Below are 15,356 nucleotides of genomic sequence, written 5' to 3' on the forward strand. Positions count from 1 at the left end.
GACCTGACGATGATAGGTGCCCGCCATTGGCAGCGGGCGTTTGAGGCGGCCATTGTAACGGCTTCTTTCACGACTGCCAGCGCTATTCGCTGGTTTGATACCAGCCCTGTTGCAAAATGGTCGTTTCCACCGCCTGTGGTAGCAGATAGCGCACACTCTCGCCCGCCTGAAGCCGTTGGCGAATATAGGTCGCGGAGATGGCCATCAGCGAGGGCAACGCCAGAACCAGCAAGTGCCCTTGAGCCTGCTGCATCATCGCTTCGACGCTGTAGACTTCACGATTGCCCACCAGTTCCTTCAGCGGTGCTGGCCAATCGTTGTTATAACCGGGTCGAGCGATCACCACGACATGCCCCAGCGCCCACAAGCGCTCGGCGCGATCCCACTGGTGAAGTCGCAAAAAGGCATCCATGCCAATGACCATCACCAGGCGGGCCGAGGAGCCGTAGACAGCGCGCAGCTCGGCCAGCGTATCCACACTATAAGACGGGCCTGCCCGGCGCAGCTCGCGGCCATCGGCCAGCAGGCCGGGGGTATCCGCGATGCCTGCTTCCAGCAGGGCCAGCCGTTGCTGCGGCGACACTTGCGGTACGCCGCGCAGCGGCGGCTGCGGCGCAGGCACCATGTGCAGCACTTCCAGTCCCAGCGCGTCGCGTACTTCCAGGGCACTGCGTAAATGGCCGTTGTGCACCGGGTCGAAGGTGCCGCCAAACATGCCGACACGCTGACTCATTGGCGAACCTGGCCATCCCCGAACACGATATATTTCTGCGTGGTCAGGCCTTCCAGGCCGACAGGGCCACGGGCGTGCAGCTTGTCGGTGGAAATACCGATCTCCGCCCCCAGGCCGTACTCGAACCCGTCGGCAAAGCGCGTCGAGGCGTTGACGATCACCGAGCTGGAGTCCACTTCCGCCATGAAGCGACGCGCTAGGGTGTAGTCCTGGGTGACGATGGCATCGGTGTGGTGGGAGCCGTATCGTTCGATGTGTTCGATCGCTTCGTCCACGCCATCGACCACCTTGATGGCCAGGACCGGAGCGAGGTACTCCGCGTGCCAGTCCTCCTCGGTTGCTTCCAGCGCCTGGGGCAACAGCGCCCGCGTACGTTCGCAGCCGCGCAGCTCTACCTGGTGCTCGGCGTAGGCACGCGCCAACTCCGGCAGCAGAAGGTCGGCAATCGGGGCATCCACCAGCAGGGTTTCCATGGTGTTGCAGGTGCCGTAGCGGTGGGTCTTGGCGTTCAGTGCGATGGCCAGCGCCTTGGCAGGGTCGGCGGTGGTATCGATGTACACATGGCAAACGCCATCCAGGTGCTTGATCACCGGCACACGCGCTTCCCGCGAAATGCGCTCGATCAAGGACTTGCCGCCACGCGGGATGATCACATCGATATACTCAGGCATGCTGATCATCTCACCCACCGCCGCGCGATCCGTGGTGGCAACTACCTGAACACTACCCTCGGGCAAACCGGCATCCGCCAGGCCTGCCTGAATGCATTGGCTCAGAGCGGCATTGGAAGCGCGAGCTTCCGAACCACCGCGCAAGACACAGGCATTGCCGGATTTGAGGCACAGGCTAGCGGCTTCCAGGGTGACGTTGGGACGTGATTCGTAGATGATGCCGATCACCCCCAGCGGAACCCGCATCTTGCCGACCTGGATACCGCTGGGCCGATAGCTCATCCCATCGATGGCGCCCACCGGGTCTGGCAACGCCGCCACTTGATGCAGCCCCTCGATCATGGCATCGATGCGTGCATCGTTGAGCGCCAGGCGGTCCAGCAGCGCGCTGTCCAAACCGCTCTCCCGGCCCCGCTGCATATCCTCCTGATTGGCCTTCATGATCTCGCCACGCGACGCCTCAAGGCGCTGCGCCATGGCGTACAGCGCCTGGTTCTTGGCTTGGCTATCGGCTCGGCGCAATACGCTGGCCGCCGCGCGAGCCCCCTGCCCCAGAGCCGTCATGTAACGGGCTACATCGCCGGCCGCCAGGTGGTGTTGGGCGTCTTGTTGAAATGCGTCAGCGCTGCGCATGCGATCTCCCTATATTAAGCATGACTGAAAGTGGCTAGGCTTATATTACGCCTTGAGGGCATTATACTGGGGGATTCGCAGGTTCGAGCCAAGCAATGCGTTATGCTCAGGCTGGGTGCCCCCGTTTATCAGCCAGATAGTAAGCCACCATGCCAAGCAAATACAAAATCAGTCCGCTCAGGGTGACACTACTGGCCGCCGCCGTCGCGCTGGCTCTCTGGACACCCAACGCGCCCCTCATGGCCACCCTTGTGCTGTGGCTTGCGGTCGGCTGGCTACTGGTGACTGCACTGCTGCTGGATTTCAGCCATCGCCGCTCACGAGGCCTGCCCTGGCAGCTGCTGGCGGGAACCCTCCTGTTGGCCCTGATTGCGGTTGCCCCTGAACGTCACCTATTGCTGATATGGGCCTGGGGTGCGGTCTTCATGCTTCCTCAACCACGCTGGGTGGCCATGTACAATGTGTGCGCAGCCCTGCTGACCTGCCTGATCATCAAACCCTTGCTGACCCTACCAGCGTGGTGCCTGCTGATCGCAACGCTTTGTATTCTGTGCCTGCTGGCCATGGCGCGCACTTACCTACTGGTGCACTTGAGCGGCACCATACGCCAGCGCCTGCGGCTGGTGCCCGGTCTCAACCTCTGGGCAGGGGAGCAGCTGCTGCGCGATTTGGTCAAGGAGCAAACACGCTCCGAGCGGGAAGCCATTCACGCCGAGGTATTGATCATTCACCTTCGACTCCACCAGCTCTGGCCTGCGGCCCACAAACTGTGCAGCCTGCTTTATAGCTTCGAAAACGTTTACCGCCTGAATGCCACTACGCTGGCCACGCTCATGTTGGCCAGAACGCCCCGCGAGGCCGCCCATCGTCGCCAATTGCTATGTGCGGCCCTGCCGGAGCATACCGTTTGCCAACCGCTTCCCCTGATAGAGCTTGAGCTGGAAGCGCTGACCCTGGAGGCTCTGGCCCAGATGGGTAAACAGCGGCCGAGCGTCATCACATGACGACGTCCGCGCCCCCCAAACGGCTGATGAGCCTGGCTTACAGTGCCAGCCTGATCGTTATCTGTGCTTACACCGCTTGGCTGTACGCCATGGGCAGCTACCGTGAACTGTTGGTTCCACTGTTCATGACCACCCTGATACTGGCCAGCCTGATGATGCACCTTGGGCGAGGCATCAAACCCTACCTGCCACGCTGCTTGCTGCTGGGCAGTCTGTTTCTGGTGGCGATGCACGGCGTACTGACCCACGCCAACCTGCCGCTGTATTGGTTAGGCCTGCCCCTTGCCGCCGCGTTCATTCTTCTGCCACTGTGGGGAGCGCTGGCCACCAATCTGGTCGCCATGGCCGTGATCATCTGGCAACTGCCCACGCTGAACGAGGAGTTTGCCCTGGGCTTTGCTGCCCTGACTCTGCTGCTCGCACTGCCCCCCTGGGAGCACGCGCGGCGCAAGGCACTGCTCAGGGCTACCGACCCCCACGATAACGATTGCGATGCGTACCATATCGACACGCTCAAAGAGCGTCTGAAAAATGAGTTTCAGCGCGCCGACATGCTCAACAAGCGGTTGGCCGTGCTGGTGTTACACTTGCCGCAGCTGGACATGGCAGAGGAGCAGTTTGGGCAACGGGCCAAGACCGCGCTGCTGGGTGCGCTGTGCAGCGAGGTCAATAGCCGCTGCCGTGATCACGACATTCTGGGCCGTGCGGGCAGTGCGACCTTCTGGCTGGTCTTGCCCGATACCAGTGAAAGCGGCGCGCTACTCGTGAAAGAGCGCCTTCAGCGCGCCCTGTCACGGCGCGTACTGGTTGAAACAGGCCAGTTGGAAGCACGGCTCGCCACTTGCCTGCCCATGCGCAAGGAGAGCTTCGCGCGCTACCTTCAGCGCCTGGAAGCACGCGCAGAATCCATTACCCATTTATAACCGCTGACGGAGTCACTCTTGGCGATTGTCGACACCCTGCTCTCTCTTACCCTGTCTCCTCCCTTGCTGCTGCTTCTGGTGCTGGGCATTGCCCTGGTGGAGTCGCTGGCACTCATTGGCCTGCTGGTACCCGGGGTCGTGTTGATGACTGCGGCGGCCACCCTGGCGGGCCACCAAGGGCTCGACCTGCCCTGGCTGATTGGCGCGGCGTTCATTGGCGCGATCATCGGCGACAGCGTCAGTTACTATCTCGGCTATCGGCATCGCGAGGCGGTGTTGTCCCGCTGGCCGCTGTCGCTTCACCCCGAGTGGGTGGGGCGTGGGGCGCGCTTTTTCGAGCGTTACGGCGTTTACTCGGTCTTCATTGGCCGCTTTGTGGGGCCTGTTCGCCCGGTGATTCCGCTGGTGGCCGGCATGATGCAAATGCCGGCACGCACCTTCGCCTGGGCAAACATTACCTCGGCAGCGCTCTGGGCTCCCGCCTATGTACTGCCTGGCTATCTGGTCGGCCATACCTGGCAGCAGCGGCTGAATCTGCCCACGAACGTGGAAATGGCCGTCATCCTGATTGCCGCCACGGTGGTGGTATTGGCCGTGGTGTTTTCATGGGGGCGCGCCCAGGTGGACCGCCAGGGGCGCGTCTATTTTGCGCTGGCACGCATCGTGCGGCGCATTCCGATCATGCGTCGCCCCTGGTTGGCCATGAGCCGTTCGGGGGAAGTGCCGCTGGGTTCCCTGCTGCTGCTCATTACCGCGCTTACCGGAGCCTCTGCCTGGACGCTGTACGTGATGCACCATGTCACGCCGTTGACGGTCGATCTGGAAGCCCAGCGGCTATTCGACTGGCTTGATTCCCCCTGGCTTGCCCACGCCAGCCTGCTGTTGGCCATGATCGGTGATAAGGCGGGCATCGTGGCCCTGGTCAGCCCTTGGGCGTGCTGGCTGCTGATGGTCAAACGCTTCGATGCACTGCTGCATGGGGCGCTAGCGCTTGGCGGCATTGCCCTGATCAACACCGCGGGCAAGGCGCTGTTCGCCCGGGCACGCCCCACCACCCCGGACCACCTGACCGGCTCATACGCCTACCCCAGCGCGCACACCTCTACCTGGGTGGTAATGATCGGGCTGGCGGCCGCCGTGATGGCTGCGCGGCTGCCCCGCCAGCGGCGCGCCTGGGTCTACTGGATGGCCATTGCCGTGACGCTGCCGATGGCGCTATCGCGTTTGGCACTGGGCGTACACTGGCTGAGTGATCTGGTGGGAGGCGCGCTCATGGGGCTGGTGGTCTGCGCCCTGATTCAGCTCAACTGGCAGCGGCGCTATCGTGCGCCGCTACCCGCCATCCCCTGGGTGACGCTCACCGGGGCATCGCTGCTGCTGGTGAGCGCGAGAATGCTACTGTTCGGGCCGGTTTGACGGCGCCATCGCGTGGCTGGCTCGGGCTGGCGTGATCAGCCCAGCGCCAGCCACGCGCCCACGCCAAACATCAGCGTCCCGGCAATGCGGTTCAACAGTCGTACGTTACCGCTTTTGCCCAGCACGCGACGCAGCGTCTTGCCTCCCGTGGCATACACCAGCATGCTGCCGAACTCGATGATCAGGATCAACGCGATCAACAGGCTAAGCTGAGGGGCCAGCGGGCGGCTGCTGTCCAGAAACGGCGGCAGCAGCACCATGAAGAATGCCCAGCCCTTGGGGTTGGCCACGGCGGTCACCAGCCCCTGCATGGCCAACTGCCAGCGGCCTGCTGGCGGGCCTGCATCCAGCGTATCGGGAATGGCCATGCGCCCCCGCGAGCGCCACATCATCACACCCAGATACGCCAGGTAAGCCCCACCGATCCACTTGAACGCAGTGAACAGCTCAGGCTGGCGCAACATCAGGGCCGCCACCCCAGCGCCTGCCGCCGCGGCCACCAGGCCCACGCCCATCAACTCACCAATCATCATCCAGAGCGTACGCTTCACCCCCTGGGTCATCCCCAGCACCATGGCCAGCGTCATGCACATGCCGGGGGTCAGCGATACGAACAGAAAGGTTGGCACGAAGACCGATAGAGTAGCCCAGGACATGGTGACGCTTCCTTGTGGTGAACGGTGGCGAAAGTCAGTGATATGGCGAATCGTAAGCATAAAAGTGTGGCACCGCCGGGATTACCCTTCGCCCCAGCGTGGCATCAAGCGGTGCTCGATGCCCAGCTGGTTGAGAATCCGCGCGACGATGAAATCGATCAGATCCTCCATGGACTGAGGGCGATGATAGAACCCCGGCGCGGCAGGCAGGATCACCACACCCAAGCGACTCAGGGTGAGCATGTGCTCCAGGTGAATGGGAGAAAAAGGACTCTCCCGGGGCACCATGACCAGCGTGCGCCGCTCCTTGATCGCCACATCGGCGGCACGCTCGATCAGGTTGTTGCTGGCCCCGGTGGCCACCGCAGAGAGAGTGCCGGTGGAACACGGGCAGATCACCATGGCGGAAGGCGCGCCGGAGCCCGAGGCCACGGGGGCCATCCAGTCTTCACGCCCAAAGCAGCGAATTTGTCCGGGCCTGGCACCGCTTTGCGCCACCAGGGCCTCCTCCAGTCGCTGAGGCTGAGCAGGCAGCGATACCTCCGTTTCCGTGGCAATGACCATATGGGCCGCCTTGGAGATCATGACCCACACTTCATGGCCCGCCTCGACCAGCACGTCGATCAAGCGCAGGCCATACTGCGCCCCCGAAGCGCCTGTCAGCGCCACCGTCACAGGGGGTTTGAACTCACTCATTGGATACTCCCGTTGCAGGGTTTGCCGCTGCCAGCGCCGCCAACAGGCGCTCATGAACACCATCGAAACCACCGTTGGACATCACCACGATCCGGTCGAGCGGTGACGCCTGGGCGACCACTGCCTGTACCAATGCATCAATATCCCGATACAGCGACGCCCGCGACCCTTGCGCCTCTACCAGAGAGTCCATCGACCACTCCACGCCAGCAGGCTGGAACCAGAAGCTGTGATCCGCATCGGCAACGCTGTCGTTCAGACGTTCACGCAGCGCGCCCAGCCGCATGGTGTTGGAGCGCGGCTCGATCACGGCCAGCAGCCGCCCCCGCGGTGTGGCGGCACGCAAGCCCTGCAGCGTGGCGGCAATGGCCGTGGGATGGTGGGCAAAGTCGTCGATCACCTGAATGCCGTTGACCTCGCCACGCACTTCCTGGCGACGACGGGGCGTCTGGAAGCGTGCCAGCGCCGCGCAGGCACGCGGCAGGTTCACCCCACACAGCCGTGCGGCCGCCAGGGCGGCTAAAGCATTGCGGGCGTTGTGCTCCCCCGTGAGCGACCACTCCACCACGCCGTCCTCCTCGTCCTGCTCACGGCTATACAGCACCTGAAAGCGGCTGGCGTCGGCATGCTCCAGACGCAGCTGCCACTGGCTGTCGGACTCGCTGCCAAAGCGTGTGACCGGGCTCCAGCTGCCCATGGCCAGCACACGATCCAGCGCGGGCTGCTGGTCAGCCACCAGCAGGTGCCCCTGGCCTGGCACGGTACGCACCAGGTGGTGGAACTGGCGTTCGATGGCGGCCAGATCGGGAAAGATATCGGCGTGGTCGAATTCGAGGTTGTTCATCACGGCGATCGTCGGGCGGTAGTGCACGAACTTGGAGCGCTTGTCGAAAAAGGCCGTATCGTACTCGTCCGCCTCGACCACGAACGGTGCTGCTGCGCCTCCTAGCCTGGCCGACACGCCAAAGTTGCGCGGCACACCGCCAATCAGAAAGCCGGGCTCCAGGCCTGCGCTCTCCAGCAGCCAGGCCAACAGACTGGCCGTGGTGGTCTTGCCGTGGGTGCCCGCCACGGCAATGACCCGGCGGCCCGGCAGCACGTACTCCGCCAGCCACTGGGCACCCGAGGTGTAGCGCAGGCCGCTATCGAGCAGCGCCTCGACTTCCGGGTTACCGCGTGAGAGAGCGTTGCCCACCACCACAAGGTCCAACGGGCCCTGCAGGTTGTCGGCGCGATACCCCTCCATCAGCGTGATGCCCGCCTCGGCGAGCTGAGTGCTCATGGGCGGATACACGTTCGCATCCGACCCACTCACCTCGTGCCCCAACTCTCGGGCCAGCAGCGCAAGACTGCCCATAAAGGTGCCGCAGATACCAATCACATGTAAACGCATGGGCGAGCGCTCCTTCCATGACCCTGACAACGGACTGAAATATCAGCCTAAATGCATACATTGGGGGAAAGATTATCATGCCCGGGACGCCAGCTCATCTGGTTCCCTTCGCGACACCCGGTATCAGGGCAGGAAAGTGACAATGGGTGGCTTTTGATGCAGGATGCGGCACCTATCGACCTAAACCACCCCGCTGCGCTGGCGAGAGGAGCTTTTATCATGCGCATTATCGTTCGTTACTTTTTCCGTGGCCTTCGCGTGCTGCTGGCCCCGGTAATGTTAGTGTCGGAAAAACTCTCCACGCCGCGCTCGGTGGAGCGCAGCGCCGAGGAGCAGGCTGAGGTCGACGCGGCCTGTGAGGCATTGGCGCTGTATCAGTTTCGTACCTGCCCTTTCTGCATCAAGGTACGCAAGGAGATGGCGCGGCTTGGTTTGAAGATCGAACTGCGCGATGCCCAGTTGGATCCAGACCACAAGCAGGCCCTTCAGGAAGGCGGCGGCAAGGTCAAAGTGCCTTGCCTGCGCATCGCCCATGAAGACGGTCGTGAAGAGTGGCTCTATGAGTCCGATGCGATCAATCGCTGGCTGCATCAGCGCTTTGGGGCCTGACTGGGTGCCTGATTTGGTGCTTTAGCACCTGCCACGTCAAAACTCGACCTTGCTGGCCGTCACGTCGAACGTGACGGCCAGGCTAACACCCTCTTCCGCAAGAGGGTCAGCTTCCGGGCTATGCTGTAGCGCCAGCGGCCCCTCGAGGGTGCCCTGAAGGTGTAACCGGCTGCCTTCGCGCTCCACCCGGGAAAGCACCACGGTCAGCTCATCGTCGCTGGCCGTATAGTAAGGCGGATGAACGGCATCGCCGATCAGATGCAGCACTCGGGCATTGGTCAGCTGCTCGTCGGCCAGAATCAACTGAATGAGCAACGCGTCTCGGGCCACCCATTTCTCCGGGTCCCGGTAGCCGGTCATCTCCACCACCCAACGGTCTCCCTCTTCGATGAACGTGGCACTGGGCTCGCTGCTGGGATCGAGGATAAACCACTGCTGGTCCTCTCCATCCAGCGTCCCTGTGATCCCTGCAGCTAGCTCGCTGGCAGCCGCCCAGCCTGTCATGGCCAGCAAAACAGTCATTAGTAACGGTTTAACACCTTGTATTTTCATTACCTTTCCCTTGTGGCTTACCTGCCGGGCACTTTTGCACGACCGCATGATCACGACTTTAGTCTTACAGCAGATGCCGTGGCGGCCGCGCCAGCCCCGATCATTCAGTAGATGAATGAGGCCTGTCATTATTTCGATTGTGTGTCACAACCACCTGTCTCTATGTTGTCAGGATAGCTTACGAGCTGACCGTGTCTGTTTTGTGGATGGGCCATCCGTCGACAAAACGAACAATAAACAATACACATGGGAACGATCATGACGCTGAAAAAGACACTACTGGCCACTGTCGTGGGTGCTGCCATGGCAGGCACCGCACTACTGCCGCTGACTGCCAGTGCAGAAACCCTGCGCATCGGTTACTCGGCCGACCCTGAAACCCTCGACCTGCACGAACAGCTTTCTGGCGGTGTCCTGCGCTTCTCGCATTTGTCATTCGACCCCCTGGTGCGCTGGACCAAGGACTTCCAGTTCGAACCGCGTCTGGCCACCGAGTGGGAACAAATCGACGACACCCATGTACGCATGACCCTGCGTGAAGGTGTTACCTTCCATTCCGGCAACCCGTTCACTGCCAAGGACGTGGTCTGGACCATCGAGCGCCTGAAAGAGAGTCCGGATTATCGCGCCATTTTCGAGCCGATCGCCAGCGCCGAAGCGGTCGATGACTACACCATCGAAATCACCACCACCGAGCCTTACCCGCTGCTGTTGAACCTGGCCACCTACATCTTCCCCATGGACAGCGAGTTCTACACGGGCGAGACCGACGACGGCAACGACAAGGCGGAAATCGTCAAGGCAGGCAACTCGTTTGCATCGCGTAACGTTTCCGGCACCGGGCCCTTCGTGGTCACCGACCGTCGCCAGGGCGTTCGCGTCGACTTCGAACGCTTTGAAGACTACTGGGACACCGAAAGCGAAGGTAACGTGACCAGCATCGTGCTGACGCCGATTGCCGAAAACGCCTCCCGCGTGGCGGCCCTGCTGTCCGGTGGCGTCGATTTCATCGATGCCGTACCGCCCAACGACCTGGACCGTGTGCGCGATGCACAAGGCGCCAATCTGGTTGAAATCCCCGGTACGCGTATCATCGGCTTCCAGCTGAATGAAGAGCGCGTCGAGGCGTTCCAGGATGCACGCGTACGTCAGGCCGTCGACCTGGCCATCAACCAGGAAGGCATTGCCGAGCGCCTGATGCGCGGCTTTGCAACGCCCGCGGGTCAGTTCTCACCGGAAGGCTACTCCGGCTATAACCCGGACCTGGTACCTCGTTACGATCTGGAGCGTGCTCAGGAGTTGATGGCGGAAGCGGGCTACGAAGAGGGCTTCAGCGTCGACATGATCGCCCCGAACAACCGCTACGTGAACGATGCGCAGATTGCCCAGGCCGTAGCCAACATGCTGGCGCGTATCAACATCAACGTTAACCTGCGCACCATGCCGCTGGCCCAGTACTGGCCGGAGTACGACACGCGTCAATCCGACATTGCCATGATCGGCTGGCACTCGGACACCGAAGACACCGCCAACTTCTTCCAGTACCTGTCGTTCTGCATCGACACCGAGAGCGGTGCCGGTCAGTACAACTACGGCAGCTACTGCAACGAAGAAATCGATGCGCTGGTAACCCAGGCCGACAGTGAGACCGATCTGGAAAAACGCGGTGAAATGCTGCGTGAAGCCGAAGCCATGCTGTACGAAGACGTTGGTTTCATCATGCTGCATTGGCAGAACCTGGCCTATGCCGCCGCTGACGGCATCGACATCGAGCCGGTGGTCAACGCCACCGACTTCCCCTACCTGGGCGATCTGGTGATTACGCGTTAATCACCCCTTAACGACATAACCCACGCAAGGACGCTTCGCTCTCCAGGATTCTGGAGGGCGAAGCGTCGTGCATGACGCGACCCGCCGGGCAGCGTCATGCCTTGCCCTGATGTTTAGTGAAACTTTCCACACAGGTGGCGTACGCCATGATTGCTTTTCTAATCAAGCGGCTGATGCACGCAATATTGGTGATGTTTGTCATCAGTGTACTGGCCTTCGCCATCCAGGATAACCTGGGTGACCCTGTACAGCAGATGGTCGGACAGTCGGTCCCCGAAAGTGAACGTGAAGCCATTCGCGAACGGCTGGGGCTCAACGACCCCTTCCTGGTGCAATACGCACGCTTCGCCAGAAACGCCCTTCAGGGCGATTTCGGCTACTCCTATTTCTACCGTGAACCGGCGCTGGAGGTGATTGCTCGCCACTTGCCTGCTACCCTCGAGCTGGTGTTCGCGGCCACGCTGATCATCGTATTGTTCTCTGTTCCCATCGGGGTATACAGCGCCATCAAACCGCGCTCCCCCGTGTCACGCTTTTTCATGGGGGCCTCGATCATCGGCATTTCGATACCGGTGTTCCTGACCGCCATCGTACTGATCCAGATTTTCTCCATCGGCATGACCGTTTCGCTGTTCCCGGAGGGCACCGCCTGGGGCGCCTGGCTGAACAGCGCGCTCTCTACCCAGGGCAACATGCCCTCCTTTGGCCGTGGCTATGATTTGGTCCACGTGGTCGGCCACTGGGATACCAACCTGGTCACCTGGGACGGCATCAAGCACCTGGTGCTGCCTGCAGTCTCGCTGGCCTCCATCATGCTGCCGCTGTTCATCCGCCTGATTCGCGCCGAAATGATGGAAGTACTGCAATCGGAGTACGTGAAGTATGCCCGCGCCAAGGGTATTTCCATGCGCCGGGTCTACTTCGTGCATGCGCTGAAAAACACCATGCTCCCGGTGATTACCGTGGGGGGCGTTCAGATCGGTACCATGGTGGCTTATACCATTCTGACCGAAACCGTGTTCCAGTGGCCGGGCATGGGACTGATGTTCCTGGATGCCATCAACCACGCCGACATTCCGCTGATCGTCACTTATCTGATGATCGTCGGGGTCATTTTCGTGGTGACCAACACCATCGTGGATTTGATCTACGGCTTCGTGAATCCCACCGTTAAACTGACTGGTAAGCCCGCATGACAACGTCCACTCCTCCCTCAGCCCCCAGCCGCTGGGAGCGCTTGCGCGACTCTTTCCTGTGGTACAGCTTCAAGCGCGACCGTACCGCTCAGCTCTGCCTGGCCGTGTTCATCTGCCTGGTGGTGGCGGCCTTCGCGGCGCCACTGCTGGCCCCTACCGACCCCTACGACCTGCGCCAGATCGACATCATGTCGTCGGAACTGCCGCCGTTCTGGATCGACGGAGCCGACGAGCGCTACACCCTGGGCACCGATGCCCAGGGGCGCGACCTGTGGTCGATCATTCTGTACGGCACGCGGGTATCGCTGCTGATCGGCTTTGGCGCGGTGGCACTGCAAGCCCTGCTGGGCGTGACCTTTGGCCTGATGGCCGGTTATCTGGGCGGGCGAGTCGATGCCTTCCTGATGCGCCTGGCAGACATTCAGCTGTCGTTCTCGACGCTGATGGTGGCCATCGTGGTCGGTGCCGTGGTGAAAGCCACCATGGGCAGCGCCTTCTACAGCCAGTACGCCGTGCTCATGCTGATTCTGATCATCGGACTCGCCGAATGGCCGCAGTATGCGCGTACCGTGCGCGCATCGGTACTGGCAGAGAAGAACCAGGAGTACGTGGACGCCGCCCGCGTCATGGGGCTGCGCAGCCGACGCATCATGTTCCGTCATGTGCTTCCCAATACGCTGTCGCCGATCTTCGTCATCTCCACCGTTCAGATCGCCAACGCGATCATCTCCGAAGCGGCGCTGTCGTTTCTGGGGCTGGGCATGCCGGAAACCCACCCGTCGCTGGGTTCGTTGATCAAGGCGGGCTTCGACTACATTCAATCCGGCTCCTGGTGGATCACCATGATGCCCGGCGCGGTATTGGTGGTGCTGGTGCTGTCGATCAATCTGCTGGGCGACTGGCTGCGCGATGTCATGAACCCACGACTGTATAAAGGCTGAAGACACCATGGCACTTCTTGAAGTCTCACAACTGGATGTTCGCTTTGCCCTGCGTCAGGGTGAAGTCCGCGCCTTACGGGATGTCAACTTCACCCTGGAGCGAGGCGAACGGCTAGGCATCGTCGGTGAATCCGGCGCGGGCAAATCGGTGGCAGCCTTTTCACTGCTCAACCTGATCGCACGGCCCGGATTCATTGCCGGTGGCAGCATCACCTTCGAGGGTAAAACCCTCAACACCATGTCCGAGCGGGGCCTGCGCAAGGTGCGCGGCAATCGTATCTCGATGATCTTCCAGGACCCGATGATGACCCTCAACCCGGTGCTCTCGATCGGTGAGCAGATGGTCGAGTGCCTGAAAGCGCACCGCCGCATCTCCACCCGCGAGGCCCGGGCCATTGCTCTGGACAAGCTCAAACAGGTGCAGATCCCGTCGCCGGAAAAGCGCCTGGACCAATACCCCCACGAGCTTTCCGGCGGCATGCGCCAGCGTATCATCATCGCCATTGCGCTCCTGTTGGACCCCGACATCATCATTGCCGATGAGCCGACCACCGCGCTGGATGTCACCATCCAGGCGGAAATCATGGCGCTGCTGCTGGAGCTTTGCGAGCAGCACAACGTGGGCCTGATCCTGATCACCCACGACTTGGGCGTCGTCAGCCAGGTCACCCAGCGCATGCTGGTCATGTACGCAGGCCGCGTGATCGAGCAGGGGCCGACCCGTGAAATCATCAATGACCCCCAGCACCCCTACACCCAGGGGCTGATCAACGCCCTGCCCCAGATGGCTACCCCCGGCGAAAAACTGAATCAGATTCGGGGCAGCATGCCGTCGCTTTCCAACTTGCCCACCGGCTGCGCGTTTCATCCCCGCTGCGACTTTATCCTGCGCAGCGACGGTCAGCCGCGCCCGGCGTGTACTCAGCAGGTGCCCACGTTCGTGGAGTCAGGCAACTGCCGCGTTGCCTGCCATATGGTGGCTGAAATGCTCGAAGATCGCCGCCTGAAGGAGGAGAGCCTATGAATGCCCAGGCCGACACACGCCCAACGACCGCTCCCGCTACGGCCAGCGATACGCTGCTGGAAATACGCGATCTGAAAAAGCGCTTTTCGCTATCGGGCGACTTTCTCGAGCAGCTGCGCTTCAAGGGCGGCAAGCTGGTTCGTCATCAGGAGTACGTGCACGCCATCAACGGGGTCAACCTGGAGATCAAGCGTGGCGAAGCGCTCTGCGTAGTCGGCGAATCCGGCTGCGGTAAATCCACCGTAGCACGCACGGTGATGGGGCTGATTACCCCCTCCGAAGGCGAAATTCGTTACGGCGGCGAGCGCATCGACCATCTCTCCACCCGTCAACTGCTGCCTTATCGCAAGCGCATGCAGATGATTTTCCAGAACCCCTACGCGTCGCTGAACCCGCGCATGACGATCCAGCAGACGCTGGAAGAGCCGCTGCGCCTGCACCACCCAGACTGGAACCGTCAGCAGATTCTCGACAAGGTGGAAGAAGTGATGCGCTCGGTGGGCATCGACCCGGACTGGGGCAAGCGCTTTGGCCATGAGTTTTCCGGTGGGCAGCGCCAACGCATCGCCATCGCCAGGGCGCTGGCCGTGGACCCGGAATTCATCGTGGCCGACGAGCCCATCTCGGCTCTGGACGTGTCGATCCAGGCCCAGGTGCTGAACCTGCTGATGGATGCCCAGCGCGACCGCCACCTCACCTACCTGTTCATCACCCACGACCTGGCGGTGGTCGAGCACTTCGGCACCCGCGTGGCGGTGATGTACCTGGGCACAGTGTGTGAAGTCGCCACCACGGCCACGCTGTTTGCCAAGCCGCGCCATCCCTATACGCAGGCGCTGCTGTCGGCGATTCCTCGGCTGGAAGATGACCGACCCCAGCACATTCGCCTCTCGGGTGAAGTGCCGACGCCGGTCAACCTGCCTAGCGGCTGTGTCTTTCATGGCCGCTGCCCCCATGCCAATGCCCGCTGCAAGCAGGAGATTCCGGCATTGCAAACACAGGATGACGGCACTCGCGTGGCGTGCCACGCTGTTGAGGAGGGGCGCTTGTAATGGCCCGCTTTCTTCAGGCCTCACGCG

At 61.9% G+C, this 15,356-nt stretch carries 15 protein-coding genes; 9 read left to right on the plus strand and 6 right to left on the minus strand.

Features of this window, described 5'->3' with window-relative positions; genetic code table 11:
* Positions 1–82 precede the first annotated feature (82 nt).
* Positions 83–733, minus strand: a complete 651-nt coding sequence (nadD, locus tag CWI66_RS07740; protein WP_016914104.1) for a nicotinate-nucleotide adenylyltransferase — start codon at positions 731–733, stop codon at positions 83–85.
* Complete coding sequence (locus CWI66_RS07745; protein WP_081192901.1) at positions 730–2,037, minus strand: glutamate-5-semialdehyde dehydrogenase; 1,308 nt, start codon at positions 2,035–2,037, stop codon at positions 730–732. Before CWI66_RS07745 ends, nadD begins: the two co-directional genes overlap by 4 nt.
* 239 nt (positions 2,038–2,276) lie before the next feature.
* Here CWI66_RS07745 and CWI66_RS07750 point away from each other — a divergent pair, with 239 nt between their 5' ends.
* The 3 genes from CWI66_RS07750 to CWI66_RS07760 are packed head-to-tail and all read left to right on the plus strand — an operon-like array spanning position 2,277 to position 5,380.
* Positions 2,277–3,041 carry a hypothetical protein gene (locus CWI66_RS07750; RefSeq protein ID WP_332868235.1) on the plus strand — a complete coding sequence of 255 codons (765 nt, stop codon included), beginning with the start codon at positions 2,277–2,279 and terminating at the stop codon, positions 3,039–3,041.
* A complete protein-coding gene (locus tag CWI66_RS07755; RefSeq protein ID WP_100731369.1) occupies positions 3,038–3,964 on the plus strand; it encodes a diguanylate cyclase domain-containing protein in 927 nt (308 codons plus the stop codon). The genes CWI66_RS07750 and CWI66_RS07755 overlap by 4 nt, the downstream gene beginning before the upstream one ends.
* A gap of 18 nt (positions 3,965–3,982) precedes the next feature.
* Complete coding sequence (locus CWI66_RS07760; RefSeq protein WP_100731370.1) at positions 3,983–5,380, plus strand: bifunctional DedA family/phosphatase PAP2 family protein; 1,398 nt, start codon at positions 3,983–3,985, stop codon at positions 5,378–5,380.
* Between the two features lie 35 nt (positions 5,381–5,415).
* Here CWI66_RS07760 and CWI66_RS07765 read toward each other — a convergent pair whose 3' ends face one another.
* The 3 genes from CWI66_RS07765 to mpl form a co-directional block, all read right to left on the minus strand.
* Complete coding sequence (locus CWI66_RS07765) at positions 5,416–6,036, minus strand: LysE family translocator (RefSeq protein ID WP_100731371.1); 621 nt, start codon at positions 6,034–6,036, stop codon at positions 5,416–5,418.
* Between the two features lie 81 nt (positions 6,037–6,117).
* Positions 6,118–6,732: a flavin prenyltransferase UbiX gene (locus tag CWI66_RS07770; protein WP_100731372.1), complete on the minus strand. Its 615-nt coding sequence runs from the start codon at positions 6,730–6,732 to the stop codon at positions 6,118–6,120.
* Positions 6,725–8,125 (minus strand): UDP-N-acetylmuramate:L-alanyl-gamma-D-glutamyl-meso-diaminopimelate ligase, encoded by a 1,401-nt coding sequence (mpl, locus tag CWI66_RS07775; RefSeq protein WP_100731373.1) that lies wholly within the window; start codon positions 8,123–8,125, stop codon positions 6,725–6,727. The genes CWI66_RS07770 and mpl overlap by 8 nt, the downstream gene beginning before the upstream one ends.
* Positions 8,126–8,344: 219 nt before the next feature.
* Between mpl and CWI66_RS07780 the strand changes: the two genes are divergently transcribed.
* A complete protein-coding gene (locus CWI66_RS07780; RefSeq protein ID WP_100731374.1) occupies positions 8,345–8,734 on the plus strand; it encodes a glutaredoxin family protein in 390 nt (129 codons plus the stop codon).
* Between the two features lie 36 nt (positions 8,735–8,770).
* On the opposite strand, the gene CWI66_RS07785 is transcribed toward CWI66_RS07780, so the two are convergent.
* Positions 8,771–9,256 carry a hypothetical protein gene (locus CWI66_RS07785; protein ID WP_100731375.1) on the minus strand — a complete coding sequence of 162 codons (486 nt, stop codon included), beginning with the start codon at positions 9,254–9,256 and terminating at the stop codon, positions 8,771–8,773.
* Positions 9,257–9,544: 288 nt separating this feature from the next.
* On the opposite strand from CWI66_RS07785, the gene CWI66_RS07790 reads away from it, so the two are divergent.
* From CWI66_RS07790 to CWI66_RS07810, 5 genes are all read left to right on the plus strand, one after another.
* Positions 9,545–11,116: an ABC transporter substrate-binding protein gene (locus tag CWI66_RS07790; protein ID WP_100731393.1), complete on the plus strand. Its 1,572-nt coding sequence runs from the start codon at positions 9,545–9,547 to the stop codon at positions 11,114–11,116.
* A gap of 146 nt (positions 11,117–11,262) precedes the next feature.
* Positions 11,263–12,312, plus strand: coding sequence for an ABC transporter permease (locus CWI66_RS07795; protein ID WP_100731376.1), 1,050 nt, complete (start codon positions 11,263–11,265; stop codon positions 12,310–12,312).
* Positions 12,309–13,253 carry an ABC transporter permease gene (locus tag CWI66_RS07800; RefSeq protein ID WP_100731377.1) on the plus strand — a complete coding sequence of 315 codons (945 nt, stop codon included), beginning with the start codon at positions 12,309–12,311 and terminating at the stop codon, positions 13,251–13,253. Before CWI66_RS07795 ends, CWI66_RS07800 begins: the two co-directional genes overlap by 4 nt.
* A 7-nt stretch (positions 13,254–13,260) precedes the next feature.
* Entirely contained in the window at positions 13,261–14,277 is a 1,017-nt protein-coding gene (locus CWI66_RS07805) for an ABC transporter ATP-binding protein (RefSeq protein ID WP_016914117.1), read from the plus strand.
* Complete coding sequence (locus CWI66_RS07810) at positions 14,274–15,329, plus strand: ABC transporter ATP-binding protein (RefSeq protein ID WP_016914118.1); 1,056 nt, start codon at positions 14,274–14,276, stop codon at positions 15,327–15,329. The genes CWI66_RS07805 and CWI66_RS07810 overlap by 4 nt, the downstream gene beginning before the upstream one ends.
* Positions 15,330–15,356 lie beyond the last annotated feature (27 nt).

Source organism: Halomonas sp. 141 (genome assembly GCF_002810305.1).
GTDB classification, from domain to species: domain Bacteria; phylum Pseudomonadota; class Gammaproteobacteria; order Pseudomonadales; family Halomonadaceae; genus Vreelandella; species Vreelandella stevensii.